At 70.9% G+C, this 25,887-nt stretch carries 25 protein-coding genes; 11 read left to right on the forward strand and 14 right to left on the reverse strand.

From position 1 onward, the window contains the following. The 9 genes from era to hrcA form a co-directional block, all read right to left on the reverse strand. Positions 1-897, reverse strand: coding sequence for a GTPase Era (gene era / locus AB0N03_RS06710; RefSeq protein ID WP_364366461.1), 897 nt, complete (start codon positions 895-897; stop codon positions 1-3). Then, positions 894-1,232 carry a cytidine deaminase gene (locus AB0N03_RS06715; protein WP_364366464.1) on the reverse strand — a complete coding sequence of 113 codons (339 nt, stop codon included), beginning with the start codon at positions 1,230-1,232 and terminating at the stop codon, positions 894-896. Before AB0N03_RS06715 ends, era begins: the two co-directional genes overlap by 4 nt. After that, on the reverse strand, positions 1,225-2,571 hold the full coding sequence (locus AB0N03_RS06720) for a hemolysin family protein (RefSeq protein ID WP_364366467.1): 1,347 nt from the start codon (positions 2,569-2,571) through the stop codon (positions 1,225-1,227). The genes AB0N03_RS06715 and AB0N03_RS06720 overlap by 8 nt, the downstream gene beginning before the upstream one ends. Positions 2,572-2,580: 9 nt before the next feature. Then, entirely contained in the window at positions 2,581-3,153 is a 573-nt protein-coding gene (gene ybeY, locus AB0N03_RS06725) for an rRNA maturation RNase YbeY (RefSeq protein WP_364366470.1), read from the reverse strand. Next, the gene (locus AB0N03_RS06730; protein WP_364366473.1) at positions 3,150-4,223 is read right to left on the reverse strand and encodes a PhoH family protein; all 1,074 of its coding nucleotides are present in this window, start codon (positions 4,221-4,223) and stop codon (positions 3,150-3,152) included. The genes ybeY and AB0N03_RS06730 overlap by 4 nt, the downstream gene beginning before the upstream one ends. An 87-nt stretch (positions 4,224-4,310) precedes the next feature. Further along, positions 4,311-4,673, reverse strand: coding sequence for a histidine triad nucleotide-binding protein (locus tag AB0N03_RS06735; RefSeq protein WP_364366476.1), 363 nt, complete (start codon positions 4,671-4,673; stop codon positions 4,311-4,313). 425 nt (positions 4,674-5,098) lie between these two features. Beyond that, positions 5,099-5,851 carry a 16S rRNA (uracil(1498)-N(3))-methyltransferase gene (locus AB0N03_RS06740; RefSeq protein WP_364366479.1) on the reverse strand — a complete coding sequence of 251 codons (753 nt, stop codon included), beginning with the start codon at positions 5,849-5,851 and terminating at the stop codon, positions 5,099-5,101. 2 nt (positions 5,852-5,853) lie between these two features. Next, positions 5,854-7,023 (reverse strand): molecular chaperone DnaJ, encoded by a 1,170-nt coding sequence (dnaJ, locus tag AB0N03_RS06745; protein ID WP_364366482.1) that lies wholly within the window; start codon positions 7,021-7,023, stop codon positions 5,854-5,856. 31 nt (positions 7,024-7,054) lie between these two features. Then, positions 7,055-8,077, reverse strand: coding sequence for a heat-inducible transcriptional repressor HrcA (gene hrcA / locus AB0N03_RS06750; protein ID WP_155545739.1), 1,023 nt, complete (start codon positions 8,075-8,077; stop codon positions 7,055-7,057). Positions 8,078-8,316: 239 nt separating this feature from the next. Between hrcA and AB0N03_RS06755 the strand changes: the two genes are divergently transcribed. Genes AB0N03_RS06755 through AB0N03_RS06770 form a run of 4 tightly spaced genes read left to right on the forward strand, consistent with a single transcriptional unit; the run spans position 8,317 to position 10,755 of the window. Next, positions 8,317-8,745, forward strand: a complete 429-nt coding sequence (locus AB0N03_RS06755) for a YbaB/EbfC family nucleoid-associated protein (protein WP_364366485.1) — start codon at positions 8,317-8,319, stop codon at positions 8,743-8,745. Beyond that, positions 8,745-9,071: a type VII secretion target gene (locus tag AB0N03_RS06760; RefSeq protein WP_364366488.1), complete on the forward strand. Its 327-nt coding sequence runs from the start codon at positions 8,745-8,747 to the stop codon at positions 9,069-9,071. The genes AB0N03_RS06755 and AB0N03_RS06760 overlap by 1 nt, the downstream gene beginning before the upstream one ends. Further along, the gene (locus AB0N03_RS06765; RefSeq protein ID WP_364366491.1) at positions 9,068-10,264 is read left to right on the forward strand and encodes a hypothetical protein; all 1,197 of its coding nucleotides are present in this window, start codon (positions 9,068-9,070) and stop codon (positions 10,262-10,264) included. Before AB0N03_RS06760 ends, AB0N03_RS06765 begins: the two co-directional genes overlap by 4 nt. Continuing rightward, positions 10,261-10,755 (forward strand): hypothetical protein, encoded by a 495-nt coding sequence (locus tag AB0N03_RS06770; protein ID WP_364366494.1) that lies wholly within the window; start codon positions 10,261-10,263, stop codon positions 10,753-10,755. Before AB0N03_RS06765 ends, AB0N03_RS06770 begins: the two co-directional genes overlap by 4 nt. A 63-nt stretch (positions 10,756-10,818) precedes the next feature. Here the strand turns inward: AB0N03_RS06770 and AB0N03_RS06775 are convergent, their stop codons facing one another. Next, entirely contained in the window at positions 10,819-12,315 is a 1,497-nt protein-coding gene (locus AB0N03_RS06775; RefSeq protein WP_364366497.1) for a CoA-acylating methylmalonate-semialdehyde dehydrogenase, read from the reverse strand. 234 nt (positions 12,316-12,549) lie between these two features. Here AB0N03_RS06775 and AB0N03_RS06780 point away from each other — a divergent pair, with 234 nt between their 5' ends. Together AB0N03_RS06780 and AB0N03_RS06785 are read left to right on the forward strand one after the other, a co-directional pair. Next, positions 12,550-14,184: a PucR family transcriptional regulator ligand-binding domain-containing protein gene (locus AB0N03_RS06780; RefSeq protein WP_364366499.1), complete on the forward strand. Its 1,635-nt coding sequence runs from the start codon at positions 12,550-12,552 to the stop codon at positions 14,182-14,184. Between the two features lie 58 nt (positions 14,185-14,242). Further along, positions 14,243-14,575, forward strand: coding sequence for an SSI family serine proteinase inhibitor (locus AB0N03_RS06785; protein ID WP_364367148.1), 333 nt, complete (start codon positions 14,243-14,245; stop codon positions 14,573-14,575). A gap of 93 nt (positions 14,576-14,668) precedes the next feature. Here AB0N03_RS06785 and AB0N03_RS06790 read toward each other — a convergent pair whose 3' ends face one another. The 3 genes from AB0N03_RS06790 to AB0N03_RS06800 all read right to left on the reverse strand — a co-directional run bounded on the left by AB0N03_RS06790 (position 14,669) and on the right by AB0N03_RS06800 (position 18,130). Then, positions 14,669-16,147 (reverse strand): DUF4173 domain-containing protein, encoded by a 1,479-nt coding sequence (locus AB0N03_RS06790; protein ID WP_364366502.1) that lies wholly within the window; start codon positions 16,145-16,147, stop codon positions 14,669-14,671. A 277-nt stretch (positions 16,148-16,424) separates the two neighbouring features. Further along, the gene (locus tag AB0N03_RS06795; protein ID WP_364366505.1) at positions 16,425-17,441 is read right to left on the reverse strand and encodes an ATP-binding protein; all 1,017 of its coding nucleotides are present in this window, start codon (positions 17,439-17,441) and stop codon (positions 16,425-16,427) included. Next, the gene (locus tag AB0N03_RS06800) at positions 17,438-18,130 is read right to left on the reverse strand and encodes a response regulator transcription factor (protein WP_364366508.1); all 693 of its coding nucleotides are present in this window, start codon (positions 18,128-18,130) and stop codon (positions 17,438-17,440) included. Before AB0N03_RS06800 ends, AB0N03_RS06795 begins: the two co-directional genes overlap by 4 nt. Before the next feature lie 219 nt (positions 18,131-18,349). On the opposite strand from AB0N03_RS06800, the gene AB0N03_RS06805 reads away from it, so the two are divergent. The 5 genes from AB0N03_RS06805 to AB0N03_RS06825 all read left to right on the forward strand — a co-directional run bounded on the left by AB0N03_RS06805 (position 18,350) and on the right by AB0N03_RS06825 (position 24,623). Continuing rightward, positions 18,350-19,924 carry an NCS1 family nucleobase:cation symporter-1 gene (locus AB0N03_RS06805; RefSeq protein ID WP_364366511.1) on the forward strand — a complete coding sequence of 525 codons (1,575 nt, stop codon included), beginning with the start codon at positions 18,350-18,352 and terminating at the stop codon, positions 19,922-19,924. A 10-nt stretch (positions 19,925-19,934) separates the two neighbouring features. Then, positions 19,935-20,717 carry a nitrilase-related carbon-nitrogen hydrolase gene (locus AB0N03_RS06810; RefSeq protein ID WP_364367151.1) on the forward strand — a complete coding sequence of 261 codons (783 nt, stop codon included), beginning with the start codon at positions 19,935-19,937 and terminating at the stop codon, positions 20,715-20,717. Further along, positions 20,717-22,099 (forward strand): dihydropyrimidinase, encoded by a 1,383-nt coding sequence (hydA, locus tag AB0N03_RS06815; RefSeq protein ID WP_364366513.1) that lies wholly within the window; start codon positions 20,717-20,719, stop codon positions 22,097-22,099. Before AB0N03_RS06810 ends, hydA begins: the two co-directional genes overlap by 1 nt. A 7-nt stretch (positions 22,100-22,106) precedes the next feature. Further along, on the forward strand, positions 22,107-23,105 hold the full coding sequence (locus AB0N03_RS06820; protein ID WP_364366515.1) for a TIGR03842 family LLM class F420-dependent oxidoreductase: 999 nt from the start codon (positions 22,107-22,109) through the stop codon (positions 23,103-23,105). 72 nt (positions 23,106-23,177) lie between these two features. Continuing rightward, the gene (locus AB0N03_RS06825) at positions 23,178-24,623 is read left to right on the forward strand and encodes an alpha/beta fold hydrolase (protein ID WP_364366518.1); all 1,446 of its coding nucleotides are present in this window, start codon (positions 23,178-23,180) and stop codon (positions 24,621-24,623) included. Here the strand turns inward: AB0N03_RS06825 and AB0N03_RS06830 are convergent. Next, on the reverse strand, positions 24,554-25,816 hold the full coding sequence (locus AB0N03_RS06830; protein WP_364366521.1) for a styrene monooxygenase/indole monooxygenase family protein: 1,263 nt from the start codon (positions 25,814-25,816) through the stop codon (positions 24,554-24,556). The genes AB0N03_RS06825 and AB0N03_RS06830 overlap by 70 nt on opposite strands. Positions 25,817-25,887: the final 71 nt, after the last annotated feature.

Raw genomic sequence — 25,887 nt, forward strand, 5'->3', positions numbered from 1 at the left:
TCAGAACCCGAGCCGGCGCAGCTGCCGGGGGTCGCGCTGCCACTCCTTGGCCACCTTGATGTGCAGGTCGAGGTAGACCTTGGAGCCGAGCAGCGCCTCGATGTTCTTGCGGGCGGCGGCGCCGACCTCGCGCAGCCGCTCCCCTTTGTGCCCGAGGATGATGCCCTTCTGGCTGGGCCGCTCCACGTACAGGAACGCGTGCACGTCGATGAGGTCGTCGCGGCCTTCGTGCGGCAGCATCTCCTCGACGGTGACGGCGATCGAGTGCGGCAGCTCGTCGCGGACGCCTTCCAGCGCCGCCTCGCGGATCAGCTCGGCGACCAGCGTCTGCTCGGGTTCGTCGGTGAGCTCGCCGCCCGGGTAGAGCTGCGGGCCTTCGGGGAGCTTGCCGACGAGCAGGTCCGCGAGCGCGCCGACCTGGAAGCCGTCCACGGCGGACACCGGGATCAGCTCGGCGAACTCCATCACCGCCTGCAGCGCGAGCAGCTGCTCGGCGACCTGCTGGGGCTGGACGAGGTCGGTCTTGGTCACCACCCCGATCACCGGCGTGCGCTTGGCGATCTTCGCCAGCTCCGCGGCGATGAACTTGTCGCCGGGGCCGATCTTTTCGTTGGCGGGCACGCAGAACCCGACGACGTCCACTTCGGACCACGTCGTGTGCACGATGTCGTTGAGCCGCTGACCGAGCAGGGTCCGGGGGCGGTGCAGGCCGGGGGTGTCGATGAGGATGAGCTGGGCGTCCTCGCGGGACACGATGCCGCGGATCGCGTGGCGCGTGGTCTGCGGCTTGCTGGAGGTGATCGCGACCTTGGTGCCGACGAGGGCGTTGGTCAGCGTCGACTTGCCCGCGTTGGGACGGCCGACGAAGCAGGCGAAGCCGGAGCGGTGTTCGGTCATCGTTCGAGCACCTCGAGAACCGTGCCGTCCGGGGCGGCGAGGATGATCGGCGCGTACCTCGCCAGGTCGCGGACGGCGTGCACGGACGCTCCCTTCAGCAGTCCTTCTTCGCTGACGACGGCGGCGGCTTCGATGCCTTCGGCGCCGCTGGAGAGCGCCGCGGCGACCGCGGCCTGGAGCGCGGTGAGCTTGAACGACGGCTGGTCGACCGTGCCCGCGGCGTAGGTGCGGCCGTCGGTGTCGCGGACCGCGGCGCCTTCGGGGGCCTGGATGCGGGCGCGCGAGGACCGGGCGAGGGTGACCAGCTTCTGGTCCTCCGCCTCGAGGTCAGGCATGTTCGACGCTCCTGTCGCGTTCGTCGGGGTGGGGCAGGCGCGTGCGGCGCCGGGTGGTGCGGTCGGCCGGGTCGGTCATTCCGTCGGCGTCGGCCGGGTGCACGACCACGGACGTGATCCGCATGCGGCCGCGCCGGTCCTTGCCCCCTTCGGCGAACAGCCGAAGGCCGGCGACCTCGGCTTCGGCCCCCGGTAGCGGGACCCTACCCAGTCGTTCCGCGAGCAGCCCGCCCACGGTCTCCACGTCGTGGTCTTCGAGGTCGATGCCGAAGAGCTCGCCCAGGTCGTCGACGCTCATCCGCGACGAGACGCGGACGGCGCCGTCGGCGAGCTCCTCGACCTCGGGGCGCTCGTCGGCGTCGGACTCGTCGGTGATCTCGCCGACGATCTCCTCGAGGACGTCCTCGATGGTGAGCAGGCCGGCGGTGCCGCCGTACTCGTCGACGGCGATCGCCATGTGGTGGTGCGAGCGCTGCATTTCCTTGAGGAGCTCGTCGAGCCGCTTCGAGTCGGGGACGAAGGAGGCCTCGTTCATCAGCGTGCCGACGACGGTGCTCGCGCCGTCCGGGTCCATGTACGCGGCCATCAGGTCCTTGATGTTGACGACGCCGACGATGTCGTCGACGGACTCGTCGATCACCGGGAGCCGGGTGAAGCCGGTGCGCAGCGCGAGCGCGAGGGCCTGCCGGACGGTCTTGGCGCGCTCGATCCAGACGATCTCCGTGCGCGGCACCATGACCTCGCGCGCGACGGTGTCGCCGAGCTCGAACACCGAGTGGATCATCTCGCGCTCGGAGTCTTCGACGACGCCGCGTTCCTGGGCGAGGTCGACGAGCTCGCGCAGCTCGACCTCGGAGGTGAACGGGCCTTCGCGGAAGCCCTGGCCGGGGGTGATGGCGTTACCGATGAGGATGAGCAGCCGGGACAGCGGGCCGAGGACCGAGCCGAGGACGCGGACGGGCCCGGCGATGTAGCGGCCGATGCGGTAGGGGTGCTGGCGGCCGAGGGTGCGTGGGCCGACGCCGATGAGGACGTAGCTGACCACGACCATGACGACGGCGGCGACGAGCACGGCAAGGCCGAGCGGGCGGATGCGGGTGCCGAGGGCGACCGTGACGAGCACGGTGGCGGTGAGTTCGCAGCCGAGGCGGAGCAGGAGCAGCAGGTTGATGTGCCGGCGGCGTTCGGCGACGACGGCGGCGAGCTGGCGGGCGCCGGGCAGCCCGAGCCGGGCGAGGCCTTCGGCCCGGGCTTGCGACACGGTGCTGATGGCGGCGTCGGCCGCCGCGAACACGCCCGCGAGGAGCACGAGCGCGATCGCGAAGAAGAGCTGGACCATGGCTGGCGCCTAGGGCGTTTCCCCGGTGGCCGGTTCGCCGGCCGGGGCGGCGCCCGTGTCGAGCCCGGCGATGCCGAGGACGCGGTCGTCGGTGTTCCGCTGCGCGTCACGCTTCTCCAGCGCGGCGACGGCGTCCTGGTACTCGCCGAGGATCCGCTTCTGGAGGGCGAACATTTCGCGTTCCTCGGCGGGCTCGGCGTGGTCGTAGCCGAGCAGGTGCAGGCAGCCGTGCACGGTGAGCAGGTGCAGCTCGTCGACCAGGGCGTGGCCCGCGGTCTTGGCCTGGTCCTTGGCGAACGCCGGGCAGAGCACGATGTCCCCGAGCAGCGCCGGCGACGCGTCGGGCGCGTCGGGGCGGCGGGAGGAATCGAGCTCGTCCATCGGGAAGGCCATGACGTCGGTGGGGCCGGGCAGGTCCATCCAGCGTTCGTGCAGGTCTTCCATGACGTCGAGGGTGACGAGCAGGATGGACAGCTCGGCGAGCGGGCTGACCTCCATCTTGTCGAGGGCGTAGCGGGCGGCCGAGACGATGGACGTCTCGTCGACGTCGACGCCGGACTCGTTGGCGATCTCGATGCTCACCGCCGGGTGCCCTTCCAGCCGTTGCCCTGCTGTTCCTGCGCGTCCTGCACGGCCTGCCACTTCTCGTAGGCGTCGACGATGTCGCCGACGAGCTTGTGCCGGACGACGTCCTGGCTGGTCAGTTCGGAGAAGTGGAGCCCTTCGACCGAGCCGAGGATGTCGCGCACGACGCGCAGGCCGCTGCGCTGCCCGTTGGGCAGGTCGACCTGGGTGACGTCACCGGTGACGACGATCTTGGAACCTTGGCCGAGCCGGGTGAGGAACATCTTCATCTGCTCGGGCGTGGTGTTCTGGGCCTCGTCGAGGATGATGAAGGCGTCGTTCAACGTGCGGCCGCGCATGTAGGCGAGCGGCGCGATCTCGATGGTGCCGGCCTGCATGAGCCGCGGGATCGACTCGGGTTCGACCATGTCGTGCAGCGCGTCGTAGAGCGGCCGCAGGTAGGGGTCGATCTTCTCGTTGAGCGTGCCGGGCAGGTAGCCGAGGCGCTCGCCGGCTTCGACGGCGGGTCGGGTCAGCACGATGCGGGTGACCTGCTTGGCCTGGAGGGCCTGGACGGCCTTCGCCATGGCGAGGTAGGTCTTGCCGGTGCCGGCGGGGCCGATGCCGAAGACGACGGTGTGCTTGTCGATGGCGTCGACGTAGCGCTTCTGGTTGAGCGTCTTGGGCCGGATGGTCTTGCCGCGGCGGGAGACGATGTTGAGGCTGAGGACCTCGGCGGGCGAGGCGTCACCGGTGGAGAGCATCCCGATAGTGCGCCGGACGGTGTCCGGGCCGACCTGTTGCCCGCCGGTGGCGAGGGTGACGAGGTCGGTGAAGACGCGTTCGGCGAACGCGACGTCGGCGGGGGTGCCGGTGAGGGTGACTTCGTTGCCGCGGACGTGCACGTCGGCGGCGAGGAGTTCCTCGGCGACGCGCAGGTTCTCGTCACGGGAGCCGAGCAGGCTCAGGACAGCGGCATCGGGAATGGGGAACCGGGACTGCGCAGCTTGGACGGCGGCATCCTCGGTCTTGGCGACGTCCCCCGGGACGTCGGGTCGGGCGGCTCCACCCGGTACGGTTCCGGCCACGTGGCCTCAGGCCTGCTTTCTCGGTGAGGGAGAACGGACCCCTCCGATGCTACTGGCACCCACCGACAGAACGCAGACGGGTTTCGCCTAGTCCTGCTCAGGAGCCCCGAAGAGCCCCAGAGGCTCACCCCCCAGAACATGGGCATGAACATGAAAAACGGTCTGCCCGGCATCAGAGTCGGTGTTGAAGACAACCCGATACCCCGACTCGAGCACCCCCTCGAGCTCAGCAACCCGACGAGCAGTGGCCACAACGTCAGCAAGCAGCTGCGGGTCAGCGGCGGCAAGTGAAGCAAGGTTCCGATACCGAACCTTGGGCACCACAAGCACGTGAACCTTCGCCTGAGGCCGAATATCCCGAAAGGCAAAGGTCCGCTCGTCCTGATAGACGACATCAGCAGGGATCTCCCCGCCAATGATCCGTTCGAAGAGAGTCTCATCCTCACTCATGAGAAGAACCCTACCGACCGGCACCGTCCACCAGACGTGCACCGAGCGAGGGCACGGGGATCCGGGGGCTTGCCCCGGCGGGGGTCTGGGGGTCTGCGGGCTTGCCCCGGCGGGGGGTCCGGGGCTCGCCCCGGCGGGGGTCTGGGGGTTCGACCCCCAGAAAACACAACGAACGCAAAGCGGCCCACGAGGCGAGCGAAGCGAGAGGAGGGGGCCGCGGAGCGGTAGACCCTGGGGGTCGATCTACCGCCACCGCGGCGGCCGCCGGACCGAGGGGGGAGGTGCCCGGCGGGGTCTGTGCTTTCCCAGTGGCGCGCCGGGACCGGAAACGGTGTGTGGCGCGTTAGTAAACGAGAGTAACGGGTCGGAGTGTGATCGCGCCATAACTGGGCGCAAAATCGGGGGGTCTTTTTTCGGTGATCTTCTTACCGCCAGCGGGTGGTGAGGGCGCCGAGGGCACCGAGGGCGACGGCCGCGGCGGTGGACGTGCGCAGCACCGTGGTGCCCAGGCGGACGGCGTGGGCGCCGGCTTCCCGCAGGGTGCGGAGCTCGTCGTCGGTGATGCCGCCTTCGGGTCCGACGACGAGGAGGAGGTCGCCGGTGTCCGGGAGGTCGAGGTCGGTGAGGTGTTCGGGGACGTCGGACTCGAGCACGATCGCCAGGGACATCGTGGCGACCAGCCCGGCGAGCTCGCCGGTGCCGGCGGGTTCGGTGACGTCGGGGACGTGGGCGCGGCGGGCCTGTTTGGCGGCGGCGCGGGCGGTGGCGCGCCAGCGGGCGAGGGCTTTGCCGCCGCGGCCGCCGTCGTCCCACTTGGCGACGCTGCGGGCGGCTCGCCAGGGGACGATCGCGTCGACGCCGGCTTCGGTGGCGAGCTCGACCGCGAGCTCGCCGCGGTCGCCCTTAGCGAGGGCTTGGGCGAGCACGACGCGCAGGGCGGGTGGTTCCTCGGTCCAGCTTTCCTCGACCGACAGTGTCAGGGCGGGGTCCCGGCCGGGCTGGACGGCGTCGACGACGCAGCGGGCCATGGTGCCCGCGCCGTCCGACAGCAGCAGCCGCTCCCCCGTGCGCAGGCGGCGGACGGTGACCGCGTGCCGGGCTTCCTCGCCGTCGAGGACCGCGCGCCCGCTCGGGGGCACCGAGGAGGCGAGGAAGACCGGCAGGGTGGTGTCGGGCACGGTCAGCGGTGGTTCTTGGCGCGCAGCTTGGAGAACAGGCCGCCGTGCTTGCTGCCGTTGGACGCCAGCGTGGGGACTTCCTCGCCGCGCAGGCGGGCGAGTTCGACGAGGAGCTCGCGCTGGGCTTCGTCGAGCTTCGTCGGGACCACGACGTCGATGTGGACGTGGAGGTCGCCGCGGCCGTCGACGCGGCCGGAGGACCGCAGCCGGGGCATGCCCTTGCCGGTGAGGACGAGCTCGGCGGTGGGCTGGGTGCCGGGTTCGACGTCGAGCTCGTAGTCGCCGTCGATCAGCGTCGAGATGGGCACCGTGGCGCCGAGGGCGGCGGTGGTCATCGGGATGCGGAAGTTGCAGTGCAGGTCGTGGCCTTGGCGGACGAAGACCTCGTGCGGGGTCTCGTCGATCTCGACGTAGAGGTCGCCGGCCGGGCCGCCGCCGGGGCCGACCTCGCCCTGGCCGGACAGGCGGATGCGCATGCCGTCGCCGACGCCCGGCGGGATCTTGGCGGTGACGTTGCGGCGGGCGCGGATGCGGCCGTCGCCGCCGCACTGGCGGCAGGGGTCGGGGATGACCTCGCCGAAGCCGCGGCAGACCGGGCACGGGCGGGCCGTGACGACCTGGCCGAGGAACGACCGCTGGACCGACTGGACCTCGCCGGCGCCGCCGCAGGTGTCGCAGGTCTTGACGCCGGTGCCTTCGGTGGTGCCGGCGCCGCGGCAGAGGTCGCAGACGATCGCGGTGTCGACGGCGATCTCCTTGTCGACGCCGGTGGCGCAGTCCTCGAGGGACAAGCCGAGCCGGATCAGCGCGTCGGAGCCGGGCTGGACGCGGCTGCGGGGCCCGCGCCCACGCCCGCCGCCGCCACCGCCGGACGCGCCGAAGAACGCGTCCATGATGTCGCCGAGGCCGCCGAACCCGGCGAACGGGTCACCGCCGCCCCCGCCGCGCGCGCCGCCGTCCATCGGGTCGCCGCCGAGGTCGACGATCTTGCGCTTCTGCGGGTCGGACAGCACCTCGTAGGCCGTGGTGACCTCGCCGAACTTGTGCTGTGCGTCCTCCGACGGGTTGACGTCGGGGTGCAGCTCCCTGGCCAGCTTCCGGTACGCGCGCTTGATGTCCTGATCGCTCGCGTTCTTGGCCACCCCGAGGATGCCGTAGTAGTCCCTCGCCACCGTCTCTGCTTCTCCTTCTGCTCTGCCCGGCTCAGCGGCCGGCCAGGATCTGCCCCACGTAGTTGGCGACCGCGCGCACCGCGGCGATCGTGCCGGGGTAGTCCATCCGGGTCGGGCCGACCACCCCCATGCCGCCGAGCACCATGTCCTGGCCGTATCCGATCGAGACGACCGAGGTGCTGCGCATCTGCTCGTCCTCATTTTCCTCACCGATGCGCACCGTGATCGCACCGGGGTTGCGCGCGGCGGCCAGGAGCTTCAGCACGACCACCTGCTCCTCGAGGGCTTCGAGGACCTGGCGCAGCGAACCCGGGAAGTCGGCGACGTTGCGCGTGAGGTTCGCGGTGCCGCCGAGGACCAGGCGTTCTTCGGGGTGTTCGGCCAGCGACTCGACGAGAACCGTGGTGACGCGGATGAGCGCGTCCCGCAGCTCGCCGGGCGCCTTGTCGGGCAGCTCGGCGACGCGCGCGGCGGCCTCGTTGAGCCGCCGCCCGGACATGGCCGTGTTCAGCACCGAGCGCAGCCGCGCCACGTCTTCTTCGGTGACGACGTCGCCGAGGTCGACCGTGCGCTGGTCGACGCGGCCGTTGTCGGCGATCAGCACCAGCATCAGCCGCGCCGGGGTGAGCGGCACCACTTCGAGGTGGCGCACCTTGGCGTTGGTCAGCATCGGGTACTGGACGACGGCGACCTGCCGGGTCAGCTGCGCGAGCAGCCGGACCGAGCGGCGGAGGACGTCGTCGAGGTCGGTGCCGCTGTCGAGGAAGGTGGTGATCGCCCGGCGCTCGGGGGCGCTCAGCGGCTTGATCTCGGAGAGCCGGTCGACGAAGAGCCGGTAGCCCTTGTCGGTCGGCACGCGGCCGGCACTGGTGTGCGGCTGGGTGATGTAGCCCTCTTCCTCGAGGGTGGCCATGTCGTTGCGCACGGTGGCGCTCGACACACCCAGGTTGTGCCGCTCGACGATCGCCTTGGAGCCGACGGGTTCCTGGTTGGAGACGTAGTCGGCCACGATCGCGCGCAGCACGTCGAAGCGTCGCTCGTCCGCGTTGGCCACCGGTTCCTCACCTACCTCGCTCGCTGCTCACCTTGAGTTTACGGAAGCCTGAGCGGGCCGTGCTCAACCCCGCCCATCCCGGCCGGGTAAAGAACTCATAAACGAATTCCCATGCATTCTTCTCGCCATGAATTTCCGGCTTGAAAGGGGAACCGAAAAGCGGTTTGCTGCCTCTGATCCGCATGCCCTCCCCCGACTCCGAGGTCGCCGTGAACCGAATTGAACCCGCTTCGGCCGGAATGCCCGATATCGCCCGGCGCGCGGCCGAGGCGAAAGCACGGCTCGAGCGCGTCTCGGCGACCGCCTCGAGTGCCGACGGGGCCGTCACGGTCACCGTCAACACCAGCGGTGCGCTGCAGGAACTCACCTTCGGCCCGCGTGCGGACGAGCTGCCGCGCGCCCGCCTCGCCCAGGCCGTGCTCGCCGCCGCCAAGCGCGCGCAGGTCGACGCGGCCCAGCAGCTGACCGCCGTCATGGCGCCGGTGATCGGCCCGGACAGCGACGCGATGAAATTCCTCCGGGAACAGATCCCCGCGCCCGAAGTGCCGGAAGAAACGCCGCGGCAGGAATTCACCGAAACCCCGCCGCCGCCCGTGCGCCCGGCCCGGCCGCCGCGTCCGGACGACGACGAGGACTTCGGCGGCCCGATCCTGCGCCGGGGGCTCTGATGGCGGGCCAGGCGATGAAGGTCGACTTCGACGTCCTCGGCGGTCACGAGGACGAGATCCGCGAGATCGCCGACCGCGTCCAGGAGGCGGTCGAGGCCGCCGGCACCGCCGGCGCGCTCGACTTCGACGCGTTCGGGCTGGTCGGGCAGGTGTTCGCGCTGCCGATCCAGGCGTGGGTGGACACCGCGGACAGCTTCCTGAGCGCCGCCGTCGAGGCCGGCCACGAGGTCGCGGACCGGGTGAAGACCGCGCACACGGCGTTCCGCGACCACGAACAGACGACGACGTCCCTGATCGAGGGCATCGGCAAGGAGCTCCCGGCATGACCGAGAACGCACTGGTCGCGACGGCCGATTCGCCGGGCGGCTTCTGGAGCGGCATGGGCGACGGCTCGAAGGGCGAACTGGACAACGTCAACGCCCAGACCGGCGGCGCGGGCATCTTCAGCGACGCGGCGTCGACGCTCACCGACGCTCGCAACGGCGACTGGGGCAACCTCGCCATGGACGTCGGCACCGACGCCCTCGACCTGCTCGGCGCGGCGATGGACCCGCTCGGCACGCTGGCCAGTGCCGGGGTCGGCTGGCTGATCGAGCACATCAGCTTCCTCAAGGACGGCCTCGACAAGCTCGCCGGGAAGCCCGAGGCCGTCACCGCCAAGGCCGTGACCTGGACGAACATCTCGAAGTCGCTCACCGAGACGGCCGAGAGCTACGAGCGGCAGGCCAAGAAGGTCCAGCAGTCCTTCAGCGATTGCGCCTCGGCGGAGGCCTACCAGCGGACGGCCGAGAGCTACGTCAGCGTCCTGCGCGGCGCGGCGTCGCACGCCGGAGACGCGTCGACGGCCATGAACGTCGGCGCGGCGCTGGTCGGCACCGAACGCGGGCTGATCCGCGACCTGATCTCGTCGTTCGTGGGCGAGCTGATCGTGAAGGCGCTGGCCGCGCTCGCGGCGTCCTGGTGCACCTTCGGCGGCACGATCGCGGCGTTCATCGCCGACACGGTCGTCGAGGGCGGCGTGCTCGCCGAGAAGATCAGCACCCGGATCACGAAGATCGTCGAGAAGCTGGAGAGCCTCGCGAAGGGCGCGGGCAAGTCGAAGGCGGCTCTCGAAGGCGCGGCGAACGCGCTGAAGAAAGTGGGCAAGGGCGTCGACAAGCTGGTGGACAAGAGCGTCGACACGGCCGCGGGCATCGAGCGCAGGGCGAACGAGCTCAAGCAGGCGGGCAAGGAGGCGAAGTCCGCCGAGGAGACGGCCAAGGGGTGGAGCGACGCCGCCAAGGAGCGCGTCCCGGGCCGCGAGAAGGTCGAGGGCCTCGGCGACAAGTACTCCGAAGACGGCCGCAGCGTGCTGAACCAGCACAAGGAGCTCGACCCGAACGAAAGAGTGCACTGGAACACAGCCGACACCGCCGGCGTGGCGACCGAGGGTCGCCGCCAGGAGAACGAGCAGCAGGACCGGTACCACGAGGCGACGGAGGCCTACGAGAAAGAGCACCCCGAAGGCGAGGGCGAGTGATCGAGCAGGCCGAAGTGGAGCTGGCCAACCGCACCGGCCGGCTCCACCCGTCGCAGCGAGGCAAGCTGCTCGACCTGAACTTCTGGGTCGCCGCCGTGCTGGCGCTCGCCGTGCTGGTGGCGGCGGTGGGTATCGGGCTCGTGGCGGAGACCGCCGGCGAAGTGCTGGGCACCGTCGTCCCGCTCCTGGCGATCGCCGGCTGGTTCGCCTACGTCTGCTGGCGCCGGCTGGCCGACGCGGGCAGCGGCCGGCTGGTCGCGATCACGGGCTGGACCCACGACTTCGACAGCGCGCGCACCACGGACGAGTACCCGATCGGCCTGCATCGCAGCCCGGAGGGGTTCAAGAGCCTCGAGTCGTTCAGCCTTCGCGCCGGTGGCCGGACCTACCCGGTGGAGCGCAAGCTCCGCGAGCGGATCCGGCCGGACCGCGTCAACACGGTGCTGATCGCCCCGCGATCGAGGCTGCTGATCAACGTCCTGCCCGCCTAGAAGTTCGTGAAGGCCACCTTGAGGAACTTGAAGTTCCTCAAGGTGGCCTTCACGCACCTTGCCTCAGGAGTTGCGCGGGAAGCCCAGGTTCACCCCGGCGTGCGACCGGTCGGGCCACCGCGAAGTCACGACCTTCGTCCGCGTGAAGAAGTGGAACCCCTCCGGCCCGTAAGCGTGGCTGTCGCCGAACAGCGAGTCCTTCCAGCCGCCGAACGAGTAGTACCCCACCGGGACCGGGATCGGCACGTTCACCCCGACCATCCCGACCTCGACCTCGTTCTGGAACCGCCGCGCCGACGAGCCGTCGCCGGTGAAGATCGCCACGCCGTTGCCGTAGGGGTTCGCGTTGATCAGGTCCAACGCGTCGTCGTAGGAAGCCGTGCGCGCCACCGCCAGGACCGGGCCGAAGATCTCGTCCGTGTAGATCGACATCTCCGGGCGGACGTGGTCGAACAGCGTCGGGCCGAGCCAGAACCCGTCCGGGGCGCCGGACACCTCGAGACCCCGCCCGTCCACCACCAGCGACGCGCCCTCCGACACCCCTGCGTCCACATAGGACTCCACGCGCGCGTGGTGGGCCGCCGTCACCAGGGGTCCCATCTCGGACGAGGGCTCGCGGCCGTCGCCGACGCGCAGGCGGGACATCCGCTCGGTGATCTTCTCGACGAGCGCGTCGCCGATCGGGTCGACCGCCACGACCACCGACACCGCCATGCAGCGCTCCCCCGCCGAGCCGAACCCGGCCGACACCGCGGCGTCCGCGGCCAGGTCGAGGTCCGCGTCCGGGAGGACGACCATGTGGTTCTTCGCCCCGCCGAGGGCCTGGACGCGCTTGCCGTGCCGGGTGCCGGTTTCGTAGACGTAGCGCGCGATCGGCGTCGACCCGACGAACGAGATCGCCTTGACGTCGGCGTGCTCCAGCAGCCCGTCGACCGCCGCCTTGTCGCCGTGCAGCACGTTCAACGCGCCCGCGGGCAGCCCGGCCTCGGCGAACAGCTCGGCGATGAACACCGCGGCCGACGGGTCCTTCTCGCTCGGCTTGAGCACGACGGTGTTGCCGCAGGCCAGCGCGTTCGGGACGAACCAGAGCGGCACCATCGCCGGGAAGTTGAACGGCGAGATCACGCCGACCACGCCGAGCGGCTGCGCGATCGAATAGACGTCGACGCCGGTGGACGCGTTCTCGCTGAACCCGCCCTTGAGCAGCTGCGCCGCGCCGCACGCGAACTCGACGTTCTCGATCGCGCGCGCGACCTCGCCCGCCGCGTCGGACTCGACCTTACCGTGCTCGCTCGTGACGATCTTCGCCAGCTCGTGCTTGCGGGCGGCCAGGAGCTCGCGGAAGGCGAACAGCACCCGCGTCCGGCCGGCCAGCGACGTCCCGCGCCAGCCCGGCAGCGCCGCCTTGGCCGCGGCCACCGCCTGGTCCACTTCGGCCTGCTCGGCGAAGTCGACCTGCGCGCGGACCTCGCCCGTGGCGGGGTCGAACACGTCGCCGGTGCGCGCGGGAGTCCCGGTGAACGGCTTGCCGTCGATCCAGTGGCTGATGCGGTCGGTCACGGCGTGCGCTCCTTCGGTCGAGTACGTCTCCCCGAGTCTCCGGGCGGGCGCCACGCCAACGCCATCGACAACGTGTACGGAGTCACCGTCCCGGCCGTACAGTCTGTCCCTGCCGATAACTGTGCCGATGGTTACCGATCCGACCACAGTCACGGCCGGATGACTTCGTACCTCGGGTTACGTGCCGCTCGGGGTCGGCCTGCTTTCGGTCGGATTGGTAACACCCGAGGAGCCATGTACCCGACCGTCGCCGAGGTGCTCGCGCTGCCGGTCCTGCGCCAGGGCCGTCCGCACGTCGTCGCGGGCTCGGCCGGGCTCGACGCGCCGGTCCGCTGGGCGCACGTCGCCGAGGTCGCCGACATCGCGCACCTGCTGCGCGGCGGCGAGCTGGTGCTGACGACCGGCGTCGCGCTGCCCGACGACGGCCCGGCGCTGGCCCGCTACGTCGCCGACCTAGCCGGGGTCGGCGCCGCCGGCCTGGTGATCGAGCTGGTCCGGCACTGGAGCGACAAGCTGCCCGCCGCGCTGGTCGACGCGGCCGAGAAGCACGGCTTGCCGCTGGTGACGCTCTCGCGCGAGACCCGGTACGTCAGCGTCACCGAGGCGGTCAACGGCCAGATCGTCGACGCCCAGGTCGCCGAGCTGCGCGCCGCCGAGCGCGTCCACGAGACGTTCACCGCGCTGACGGTCGCGGGTGCCGAACCCGGCGTCGTCCTCGGCGAGGTCGCCCGGCTGACCGAGCAGCCGGTGGTGCTGGAGACGCTCTCGCACGAGGTCCTCGCCTACGACGCGGCCGGCACCGACCCGGCCGAGCTGCTCATCGGCTGGCCGGCCCGCTCGCGGGTGGTCCAGCTCGGCGAACGGACGGGCTACCACCCCGGCTCGGGCTGGCTGGTGACCGTCGTCGGCGCGCGCGGGCACGACTGGGGACGGCTCGTGGTCGTCTGCGCCGATCAGCCGCCGCACCGCCACCGGGTGGTCGCCGAGCGGGCCGCGTCCGCGCTGGCCGTGCACCGGCTGGTCGCCAAGGACTCCGACGGCTTGGAGCGCCAAGCCCATCGAGCCGTGCTGCACGAGCTGCTCGCGTCGCCGGCCCCGACGGCGGAGCTGCTGGCGAGGGCTTCCGCGCTGGCCGTGCCGCTGACCGGGCGGCAGCTGGTCGGCTTGGCGGTCCGGCCGCGGCTGATCGGCACCCGGCCTTCGTTGTCCACGCCGCCGGTGCTGCGCGAACTGGCCGAGGCGACGGTCCTGGCGGCGCGCCGCGCGAAGGTGTCGGCGCTGGTGGCGACCGACGACCTCGGCGTGCGGGCGCTGATCGCGCTGTCGCCGGAGGCGAACGCCGACACCGTGCTGCACCGGCTCGCCACCGACGTCCACGAGGCCCGGGGCAGCGCCCCCGGCGTGCTCGCGGTCGGCACGACGGTGTCCTCGCCCGCCGACGCGGCCCGGACGCTGCTGGAGGCCGGCCAGGTCGCGGCGGCGGCCTTGGGATCGGGCGCCGAGCGGGTGCTGCACCGGCTGTCGGACGTCCGCCTGCGCGGCCTGCTGCACCTGCTTTCGGGCGACGAGCGCGTGACGGCGTTCGCCGTGCGCGAGCTCGGGCCGCTGCTCCAGCGCGACGCGGCTTCCGGCAGCCGGCTGGTCCAGGCGTTGCGGCACTACTGCGAGCAGGGCGGCAACAAGTCGGCGGCGGCCGCGGCGGCGCACACCTCGCGGACGGCGTACTACCAGCAGCTCGCCCGGATCGAGCAGGTCCTCGGCGTCCGGCTGGAGGACCCGGAGTCGATGCTCTCGCTCTACGTAGCTTTGCTGACGTGGGACCTCACTCGGTCGAGCGAAGAAGACGTACCCGGACGGGGAGCACAGTGATCGACCCCGGTCTGCCGATGGAACCGATATGGCCCTACTCCCCTTCGCCGCCTGCCTGATGAGCTTGAGCTGCCTCGCGCCGGCGCAACCGCCGGCGTCGACGTTGCAGCTGACCAGCCACGACACCGCCAACCGGATCGGCTCGGTGGTCCTGACGTGCGACCCGACCGGCGGCACGCACCCCGAGCGCGACAAGGCGTGCACGGTGCTTTCGGGGGTCGACGGTGATTTCTCGCGCATCCCGGCGCGGCACCAGATGTGCACGCTGATCTACGCCCCGGTCGACGTGACAGCAGTCGGCACGTGGCGCGGGAAGCCGGTGTCGTACCGGACGACATACGCGAACCGCTGCGAGGCGGACCGCGACTCGGACGACGTTTTCGCCTTCTGACGCTGGGGCGCGCGGAAGCCATCGGGCCGCCCCCACGACGGCCCGATGGCTTCCGCGCAGCGCTTTTGACTACGCACAGCCCGCGCCGGCGGTTCAGCAGTCGCCGAGAGTCACGTCGCGGGCGCTCGATCGGCTGAGGTTCCAGGCCGGCCAGCTGTCCGGGGTGTCGCCGGCGAGGACTTCTCGCAGCACGCACGTCCGGAGCGGCTCGGGCAGCCGGGCCGAGACCACCGGGACGACGTCGGCGGAGAAGCCCGCCAGGTAGTGGTGGTCCAGGGGCTTCCCGGCGGCCGCGCGGTCGAGGTTGGCGCCGGCGATGAGACGTTCCGGGTCGAGGACGGCGAGCACCAGCAGCGCCGCGGCGGCGGTGCCGATCGCCGCGCGGGGCAGCCACGCCGAACGGAGCTTGACCAGGGACGCCGGCACCAGCACGAACACCGCGCCGAACCACAGCTCGCAGACCTCGACCAGCAGCCGCAGGACGGTGAAGCCGTAGGCCTCCTGGTACGTCCACATGCGACTCAACGCCGAGCCGACGAGCACCAGGCTCAACGCGCTCAGCGCACCCAGCAGGACGCGCTGGCGGAGCCGGTCGGCTTTCGTGACGTTCGGGGCCCAGCGCAGCGCCGCGGCGACGATGGCCAGCGTCAGCACGGTGACGGCGCACAGCTGCCAGAAGCCGCCGCGGGCGTACTCGGCGGAGGTGAGGTTGCCGGTGCGCAGGACGTACCCGGTGCCGCCGAACAGCACGACGAGCCGGACGCCGACGAACACGCTGAACAGCAGGACGAGGACGGTGAGCGGGACCGTCCACTCCAGACCATACTTGGTCCGGTATGGACGGTTTGCTGCCGCGCGATGCGCTGGGGCGGCGAGGAAGTAGCAGGCTCCGGCGACGAGCAGCGCCGCGATGACGAACACGCAGCACCAGCGCACCAGGACGTCGAGGCTGAGATCGGGGATGACGGCGTTGACGACGGCGGCGAAGGCGGCGTCGGCACTGGCGAGCAGCGGCACGAACACGGCGACGAGCGCGGCAGTGGCCAGCACGGCGAGGCCGATCCGCCGGGCGACGCCGTCGCGGCGGGCGGCGAAGCGTCCCACTCCGCGGCCGGCCCAGGGAACGGCGCGCAGGGCCTCCAGGGGGACGGCGAGCATGTCGTAGAAGACGGAGTTGACGGTCCGCTTTCCCACGACGGCGAGCGAGCCCGTGACGACGGCCCCGAGCACGCAAAGGACGAACAGCCACCCGGACGCCCGCACGGCGCCCATCCCGAGCAGGGCGAGGGCGAGAAAGGCCCAGCCGGCGCTGCCCCAGGTGAAGGACGTGGCGCCGTCTCGCGACCGCCGGTCGGCGAGGAAGACGGCGAGGGTGACGGCCAGGCCGGCCAGCAGCCACCCGATTCCGGGCCGGTCGACGGGCAGCACGAGGGCGGCGGCCACCCCGGCGAGCCCGGCGGCGGGCAGGACGGCGGGAGGAAGCGGGACGACGGCGGACCTGGGCGGCGGGATGGGCCGCAGGAGGACGGGCGGCGCGGCCACGGCAACACCGCCGGCCCGGGCTCCAGTCATGGCTTCAGGGGCAGCCACTCCCGCGGCCCCACCGAGCCCCGGCCCGCCTCCCGTCGGCCGCTTTCCCCTCGGCACCCGCTTCTCCGAGCCCGGCTCACCGATCTTGCTCTTCGGCATCTTCCCCCACTCTCGTTCGCATTCGCAAATGTCACCGCGCGCACCGCCCGCTCCACCGGTTTCAAAGGTCGCGAATGACTCATTCGAGACCTCCGGCGCCGCGAATGAGTCATTCGCGGCCGGCACCGGCTGGCCCGCCGCCGCCGCCGCGCCGAAAAACTCAGCCTGTCGGCAGCGTCACCCGGATCCGGCTCCCGACCCCCGCCGAAGGCTCCACCACCCCGATCGTCCCCCCGTGCAGCTCCACCGCCCACCGCGCGATCGCCAACCCCAGCCCCGTCCCCCCGCCCGACGGCCGCTCCCCGCGCGTGAACCGCTCGAAGACCCGCTCCCGGTCGGCCGGCGCGATCCCCGGCCCCTCGTCGCACACGTCGACGCGCACCTCGCCCGGCCGTACCTCGGCCAGCACCTGCACCGAACCGCCCGCCGGGCCGTGGCGGACCGCGTTCTCCAGCAGGTTCGCCACCACCTGGAACAGCCGCCCGCGATCCGCCCGCACGACCGCGTCCTCCGGCGAAACCGACACCGTGAAAGTCACCCCGCGCACCAGAGCCGCCTCCGACACCGCCTCCGACAACAGCGAGCCAAGCGAAAACGACGTCTTGTGCAGCGGAATCGCCCCCGCGTCGAGGCTCGAGAGGTCCAGCAGCTCGTCCACCAGCGTCGCCAGCCGTTCGGTCTGCTGCAAGGCGGTCTTCAAAGTGGCGGGATCGGGATCTTCGACGCCGTCGACGAGGTTCTCCAGCACCCCGCTCAACGCCGTGATCGGCGTGCGGAGCTCGTGGGACACGTTCGCCACCAGCTCGCGCCGCTGCCGGTCCGCGTCCCCCAGATCGCCCGCCATCTGGTTGAACGCCTCCGCCAGCGACCCCACCTCGTCGTGGGTCGTCGCGCGGATCCGGCGCGTGTAGTCGCCCTTCGCCATCGCCCGCGCCGCCGCCGTCATCTCGCGCAGCGGCCGGGTCATCCCGTGCGCCAGCACCTGCGACAGCAGCAGCGCCAGCACCATCGCCGTGATCGTCGTCTTGGGCGGCAACCAGCCGATCTGCCAGTTGAAGAACGCGAACGCGACCCCGCCGGACGCGACCATCAGGATCGCCAGCTTCAGCTTGATCGACCGGATCCCGTCGAGCGGCCGGGGCAGCAGCTCGACCACTCTGACCAGCAACGCCTTCACGATCCCGCCTCCAGCGCGTACCCGACGCCGTGCACCGTCCGGATGAGATCCGCGCCGAGCTTCCGCCGCAGCGCCTTGATGTGGCTGTCCACCGCCCGCGTGCCCGCGGACGTGCCGTGGACGTCCCAGTCCCACACCTCCGACAGCAGCCGTTCGCGCGGCTGGACCACCCGCGGCCGCCGCGCGAAGTGCACCAGCAGGTCGAACTCGATCGGCGTCAGCTGCGCCGCAACGCCGGCCCGGGCGACGCGCCGCTGGTCGACGTCGATCTCGAGGTCGCCCAGCACGATCCGCGTGCCCACCACCGAAGACGAGCGATCGACCCGTCGCAGCAGCGCGTGCACCCGCGCCGTCAGCACCCGCATCGAGAACGGCTTCGTGAGGTAGTCGTCGGCGCCGACGCCCAGCCCGACCAGCATGTCCGTCTCGTCGGCGCGCGCGGTCAGCATGAGCACCGGCACCGGCCGCCGCCCTTGGATCCGGCGGCAGACCTCCAGGCCGTCGAACCCCGGGAGCATGACGTCGAGCACCACCAGATCCGGCTCCGACGACGTGTCCGCTTCGACGGCCGCCGGCCCGTCGTGGGCGACGTCCACGTTGAATCCCTCGGCCCGCAGCCGCGCCGCGATCGACGCGGCGATCGTGACGTCGTCCTCGACGACCAGCACCCGCCGCCCACCCAGTTCCATGGCCACGACCCTATGCACCCCCGGTGGAGACGGTTCGCGTGAAGTGTGGAGATCCTGTGGAGACGTTTCACCCGCTTTGCCGGTTCGTGACGACCAGATGTGTGACGCAGGTCATGCACCCCGGCCCCGATCGCGCAATCGACAGACTGCACTCCTGATCAGGGAAGAGTGAACAGTCTGCCGTTGCCCCGGTCACGACCCGGCGCGCAGGATTCCGCAATGGCGCCGACACCCGCAGACCAGCGCGTGCACGACGACGGCCGGGTCGAACTGGATCCCGCCGACGTCGGGTCTCTCGAAGGCAGCCGGTTCTTCAACGAGGAGCTGGCCCCCGTCCCGGTCGAAAAACGGACCTGGACCACCTACAACTACTTCGCGCTCTGGATGGGGATGGCCCACAACATCCCCAGCTACGCCCTGGCCGCGTCGCTGATCGCGCTCGGCATGAACTGGGTGCAGGCGCTGATCACGATCACGATCGGCAACCTCGTCGTGCTCGCGCCGATGCTGCTCAACAGCCACGCCGGCACGAAGTACGGCATCCCGTTCCCGGTGTTCGCCCGCGCGTTCTACGGCTTGCGCGGCGCCAACCTGGCCGCGCTGCTGCGCGCGTTCATCGCGTGCGGGTGGTTCGGCATCCAGACGTGGGTCGGCGGCGAGGCCATCTACGTCATCCTCGGGCGGCTGCTCGGCTCGTGGTGGCGGGACGCGCCGGAGATCGCCGGGCAGCACTGGACGCTCTGGCTGTCCTTCGTGGTCTTCTGGATCGGCCAGATGCTGATCATCTGGCGCGGCATGGACGCGGTCCGCAAGTTCGAGAACTGGACGGCGCCGCTCGTGTCGGTCGGCTTCCTGATCATGCTCGGGTACGTGCTGGTCAAGGCGGGCGGACTCGGCCCGATCCTGTCCGACGGCGGCAAGCTCGGCTGGGGCCCGGACTTCTGGAAGGTGTTCGCGCCGTCGCTGATGGCGATGATCGCGTTCTGGTCGACGCTCTCGCTGAACATGCCGGACTTCACGCGCTTCGGCGGCAGCCAGCGCAAGCAGGTCCGCGGCCAGATCCTCGGCCTGCCCACCACGATGACGTTCATCGCCATCGTGGCCATCCTGACCACGTCGGGCGGGCACGTGCTCTACGGCGAGGACATCTGGGACCCGGCGCAGCTGGCCGACAGGTTCACCAGCCCGGTCGTGGTCGTCGTCGCGCTGGTCGCGTTGGTCCTGGCCACGATTTCGGCGAACCTCGCGGCCAACGTCGTCAGCCCGTCCTACGACTTCTCGAACGCCTTCCCGAAGAAGATCACGTTCGCGGTCGGCGGCGGCATCACCGGCGTCATCGGCGTCCTCATCCAGCCGTGGCGGCTCTACTCCGACCCGAACATCTACATCTTCGCCTGGCTCGGCTTCTACGGCGGCCTGCTCGGCGCGGTCGCCGGCGTGCTCGTCGCGGGCTACTGGGTGATCGCCCGCACCAAGCTGCGTCTCAAGGACCTCTACACACCCGATGGGGTGTATTGGTTCAGCGGCGGCTGGAACTGGCGCGCGCTGGTCGCGACGCTGGTGGGAGCCCTGCTCGCGGTCGGTGGCGCCTATGGCGGGCCCTTCCCCGACAGCGGCCTGATCCCGTTCCTCAAGCCCCTTTACGACTACAACTGGGTGGTCGGCTTCGTCGGCGCGTTCGTCGTCTTCGCCGCCCTGTCTCTGCCGTCAAAGAGGTCCACAACATATGAGCACAAGGAGGAAGCAAGTGAGCGTCGTCCGAGCCGGATTGATCCAGCAGCGGTGGACGGGTGACAAGGAGTCCATGATCAAGGCGGCGGTCGACCACATCGCCTCCGCCGCCTCACAGGGCGCCCAGGTCGTCTGCCTGCAGGAACTGTTCTACGGCCCCTACTTCTGCCAGGTGCAGGACACCGACTACTACTCCTACACCGAGGGCATCCCGGACGGCCCGACGACCAAGCTCATGCAGGAGGTGGCCGAGCGCCACGGCGTCGTGCTCATCGTGCCGATGTACGAGGTCGAGCAGCCCGGCGTCTACTACAACACCGCCGCGGTGATCGACGCCGACGGCACGTACCTCGGCAAGCACCGCAAGAACCACATCCCGCAGGTCAAGGGCTTCTGGGAGAAGTTCTACTTCCGGCCCGGGAACATGGGCTACCCGGTGTTCGACACCGCTGTGGGCCGCATCGGCGTCTACATCTGCTACGAGCGGCACTTCCCCGAGGGCTGGCGCGCGCTGGGCCTGGCGGGCGCGAAGATCGTGTTCAACCCGTCGGCGACCAGCCGCGGCCTGTCGCAGTACCTGTGGCGGCTGGAGCAGCCGGCGGCCGCGGTGGCGAACGAGTACTTCGTCGGCGCGATCAACCGCGTCGGCAAGGAACCGCTGGGCGACAACGACTTCTACGGCCAGACGTACTTCGCCGACCCGCGCGGGCAGCTGATCGGCGACGCCGCGTCGGACACCGAGGACGAGGTGGTCATCCGCGACCTCGACATGACGCTGCTCGACGAGGTCCGGGACCTGTGGGCGTTCTACCGCGACCGCCGCCCGGACACCTACGGCCCGCTCACGGAGGCCTGATGACCACGCTCATCAAGGGCGGTCAGGTCATTTCGCCGGCGGGTGCTCTCCTGGCGGACGTCCTCGTCGACGGCGAGACCATCGCCGCCGTCGGCGCGCCCGGCACGCTTTCCGGCGACGAGACGATCGACGCCACCGGCAAGTACGTGCTGCCCGGCGGCATCGACGCGCACACGCACATGGAGATGCCGTTCGGCGGCACGCACTCCGTCGACACGTTCTCGACCGGCACCACGGCCGCGGCCTGGGGCGGCACGACGACGATCATCGACTTCGCCGTGCAGGCCAAGGGGACGTCGCTCTTGTCCACCTTGGACAAGTGGCACTCGAAGGCCGACGGCAACTGCGCGATCGACTACGGCTTCCACATGATCGTCTCCGACGTCAACGACCAGTCGTTGAAGGAGATGGAAGCCTGCGTCGACGGCGGGGTCGGCAGCTTCAAGATGTTCATGGCCTACCCGGGGGTGTTCTACTCCACGGACGGGGAAATCCTGCTGGCGATGCAGAAAGCGCGCGAAATCGGCGCTACGATCATGATGCACGCGGAGAACGGCATCGCGATCGACCAGCTGGCGGCGCAGGCGGTGGCCGCGGGCAACACCGACCCGGTGCACCACGGCCTGACGCGGCCGCCGGAACTGGAAGGAGAAGCGACGTCGCGGGCGATCCAGCTCGCGAAGGTGACTGGCTCACCGTTGTACATCGTGCACCTGTCGGCGTCGCAAGCCCTTGCGGCGGTCGCGGAAGCGCGCAACGACGGTCAGAACGTCTTCGCCGAGACGTGTCCGCAGTACCTCTATCTGTCCATTGAGGACCTGGCGAAGCCGGACTTCGAGGGCGCGAAGTACGTCGCTTCGCCGCCGTTGCGGGAGAAGTCGCACCAGGCCAATCTGTGGCGGGGGCTGCGGACGAACGACCTGTCCGTGGTGTCGACCGACCACTGCCCGTTCTGCTTCAAGGACCAGAAAGAGCTGGGGCGCGGCGACTTCCGGGCCATCCCGAACGGGATGCCGGGGGTCGAGCACCGGATGGACCTGCTGCACCAGGGCGTCGTCGCCGGTGAGCTGACGCTCGGGCGGTGGGTCGAGACGTGCTCGGCCACGCCGGCGCGGATGTTCGGGCTGTACCCGCGCAAGGGTGTCATCGCGGCGGGTTCGGACGCGGACATCGTGATCTACGACCCTGCCGCGAAGCAGACCCTCTCGGCCGAGACGCACCACATGAACGTGGACTACTCGGCGTACGAAGGGTTCGAGCTGACCGGTCGCGTGCACACCGTGCTCTCGCGTGGGCGCGTCGTCGTCTCCCCCGACGGCTTCACCGGGTCGACGTCGCACGGGAAGTTCCTGTCGCGCGAGCTGAACCAGTACCTGAACTGAGGGAGCCATGGACTTCGGGATCGTGCTGCAGACGGACCCGCCCGCGCGGGACGTCGTGCGGCTGATGAAGGACGCCGAGGACGCCGGGTTCCGCTACGGCTGGACGTTCGACTCCTGTGTGCTGTGGCAAGAGCCGTTCGTCATCTACTCGGCGATCCTCGCGGCGACGTCGTCGCTGGTCGTGGGGCCGATGGTGACCAGTCCGGGCACGCGGGACTGGTCGGTGATGGCGTCGACGTTCGCCACGCTCAACGACATGTACGGCAACCGGACGGTCTGCGGCATCGGCCGCGGCGACTCCGCGCACCGGGTCGTCGGGAAGCCACCGTCCACTTTGGCCACCGTGCGCGACTGCATGCGCGTGGTGAAGGACCTCGCCGAAGGCCGCGCGGTGACGATGAACGAGACGACCGTGCAGATCCCGTGGATCCGCAACGGGCGCCTGGAAATGTGGATGGCCGGGTACGGGCCGAAGGCGCTGAAGACGGTCGGCGAGCACGCCGACGGCTTCATCCTCCAGTGCGCGGACCCGGCGATCGCGCGCTGGACGATCGGCGCGGTGCGCGACGCCGCGCGGGCGGCCGGGCGCGACCCGGGCGGCATCACGATCTGCGTCGCGGCCCCGGCGTACGTCGGCGACGACCTGGCGCACCAGCGCGAGCAGCTGCGCTGGTTCGGCGGGATGGTCGGCAACCACGTCGCGGACCTGGTGGCGCGTTACGGCGCCACGGGCGCGGTGCCGCGGGAGCTGACCGACTACATCCGCGAACGCGAAGGTTACGACTACAGCCACCACGGCAAAGCGGGCAACCCGTCGACGGAGTTCGTCCCGGACGAGATCGTCGACCGGTTCTGCCTGCTGGGCCCGGCCTCCGCGCACGTCGAGCGGCTGCAGGAGCTGGCCGAGCTGGGCGTGGACCAGTTCTCGCTGTACCTGATGCACGACGACCGCGAGGCGACGCTGGCGTCGTACGGCTCGCAGATCATCCCGAAGCTGACCGCGTAGGGCCTGCCCTACCCCGGTTCCGGGGGTGCGCACCAGCGCGCCCCCGGACCCGGCGGCGGGACGATCAGGACCATGAATTCTCCGAAACTCCGTGCTGCGCTGGCTCTGGGGGCCGCCGCGAGCGTGGTCGCCTTGAGTGCGCCCGCGGCCGCGGCGAGCCCCGCCGGAATCGTCTGGGAATCCGCGTGCAGCGCCGGGTACCAGTGCGGCCACCTCGACGTCCCGATGTCCTATCAGGACCCTTCCGCCGGCACCGTGTCCATCGCCGTCGGGAGGTTGCCCGCCACCGACCAGGCCCACAAGCTGGGCACCATCTTCTACAACCCGGGCGGCCCCGGCTCGTCCGGGCGCTTCGCCCCGGCGTTGACGCCCTTCCTGCACGCGCGCTTCGACATCGTCGGGTTCGACCCGCGCGGCGTCGGCGCGAGCTCGAAGATCCACTGCTTCACCGATCCGTCGCAGCTCGAGGTCCTGCAGCGGGCGCTCGGCACGTTCCCGCTGACCCGTGAAGCCGAACAGCAGCAGATCGCGGACACGCACACGGTCACCGACCTCTGCGAACAGAACGCGGGCGCCTTGGCCGACCACCTGTCGACCGGGACGATCGCCCGTGACCTCGACCGGCTGCGGGCGGCGTTCGGCGAGCCGAAGCTGCGGTACTACGGGAAGTCGTACGGCACCTACCTCGGCGAGACCTACGCGAACCTGTTCCCCGGCCGCGTCGGCTCGCTCGCGCTCGACGCCGTCGACGACCCGGCGCGCTGGGCGACCGGCTCCGGGCCGATGAGCTACCGGTTGCGCGGCTACGAAGACGGGCCTCGCGCTCTTCAGTCCTTTTTGGACGCATGCGCGTCGCGCTGCGCCTTCGACTACGACGCGATCCTGGACCGGCTCGAAGCCGGCCCGATCACCGTGACGGACACGGCCGGGAAGCAGGTCGCCGTCACCTACCAGAGCGCCATCGCCACGATCCACAACTACCTGACCAACGCCCAGGCCGCGCCCCAGCTGGCGGCGTTCCTGCGGGCGCTGGCGGACCCGGCGGCCCGCGCACCGGTGTCGGCAGGTGGCCCGCCGGACGTCGACTCCCTGCTGGGTGGCGGCGCGACGCTGTGTTCGGACGCGGCGAACCCGCGTGATCCGGCCGTCTGGTGGGACTACGCCCGGCGCGCCGACCAGGTCGGCCGCGGCTTCGGGCCGTACGACGTCTACAAGACGCTGCCGTGCGCCACGTGGGACGTCTCGGACACCGGGCGTTACGCCGGCCCGTGGAACCGGCCGACGGCGCCGATCCTGCTCCTCGCCAACCGCCAGGGCGATCTGGAGACGCCGTACGCCGGGGCCCAGCGGACCGAAAAACTGCTGGCCAACGCGCACCTGCTGACCCTCGACACGTACGGCCACGGCTCACGCGGCAAGAGCGCGTGCGTGGACGCCTCGCTCGACCGCTACTTCGTCGCCGGTTCCGTGCCCGCCCGCGGCGCGCTCTGCGCCCCGGACCGGGGTCCCTTCGACTGAAGGTAGGCCATCGCCGCTTCGGGATCACCCAGCCAGCCTTCGTAGTCGGCCGGGTTCTCGAAGAGGTGCGCGAACCGGTGTGCCACTTCGGGAACGCATTGCGCGGTGTCCAAAGTGGCCAGTACGTGCGGCGGCGGTGGGGCCAGGAGGTCGTTGGTGAAGCGCGTCGCGTGCCGGGCGTGGTGCCAATAGCGGGCGAAGGCGTCGTGCATGAACTCTTCGTCGAACGGGCGGTCGCCGCGCTCGACGATGGCCTCCTGGTACGCCCGCGCCGCCCGGGCGGCCAGGTTGGCGCCCTGGCCGCCGACCGGGTCGTTGGTCACCGCGGTGTCGCCCATCGCGAGGACCTTCGCCCCGGACGGCAGGGTGCCGACCGGGTGCCGCACGACCGGCGTGATCCGGCCGTGCAGCAGCTCGGTCGGCGCCACGGGACGCGCGTCGTCGAGCAGCGTGGTCTGCCAGGGGTAGTGCGCACGCAGCAGCCTTCGGGCGGTCTCGTAGTGCTGGTCGACGTCGGCGACGTCATCCCAGACGTCCATCGGGCCGCCGGGCAGGCCGAAGAAGCCGATGCCGTGCACCGGGCCGTGGACGGAAAGCACCGGCAGCAGGAAGAACTCGCCGACCGGCGCCATGCCGAAGGTGAGTCCCGGTACGGCGTCGAGCGTGCCGCCGACGTAGAGGATGCCGATCGCGCGCTGCGGCTCGCGGTAGGGCGAGCGCTCGTCGTCACGAGGGAAGAGCGCGTCGAACTGCGGCCCTCGCCCGGCGGCGACGATGAGCAGCTCGAACTCGCGGGCGCATGCGTCGAGGTCGGCCGGGGTGACGCGGCGGAGGCGGAGGTCGCCGCCGAGGCGGGCGAACTCGGTCATCCAGCCGGCGACCTTGACGCGCTGGTCGACCGACTGCGCCGACCGGTCGAGCCCGACGCGCCAGGAGAGGGCGGGCTCGGCGCCTTCTCCGGCGGCGGCGAAAGCGACTTCGCGGATGGGTGGCGCCTCCCAGAAGTTGATGCCGAGCGCGCGTTCCCGTTCGAGGGCGGGGTGGAAGAGGCACTGGTTGGAGACGAGCCGTCCTTCGCGCACGGCTTCGGCGGGGCGTTCGGCGAACACCGTGACGTCGTAACCCTTTTGGCGCAGTCCGATGGCGAGGACGAGGCCCGCTTGCCCCGCTCCGACGATCCCGATCCGCCGCATGGCCGTCCTTCCCCCTGGAAACCCTTTACTGGCAACGTACTCGTTTTTCGTGAACCCGCGGCCGCCCGATC

This window comes from Amycolatopsis sp. NPDC051061, from assembly GCF_040682935.1.
In the GTDB taxonomy this organism is placed as follows: Bacteria; Actinomycetota; Actinomycetes; order Mycobacteriales; family Pseudonocardiaceae; genus Amycolatopsis.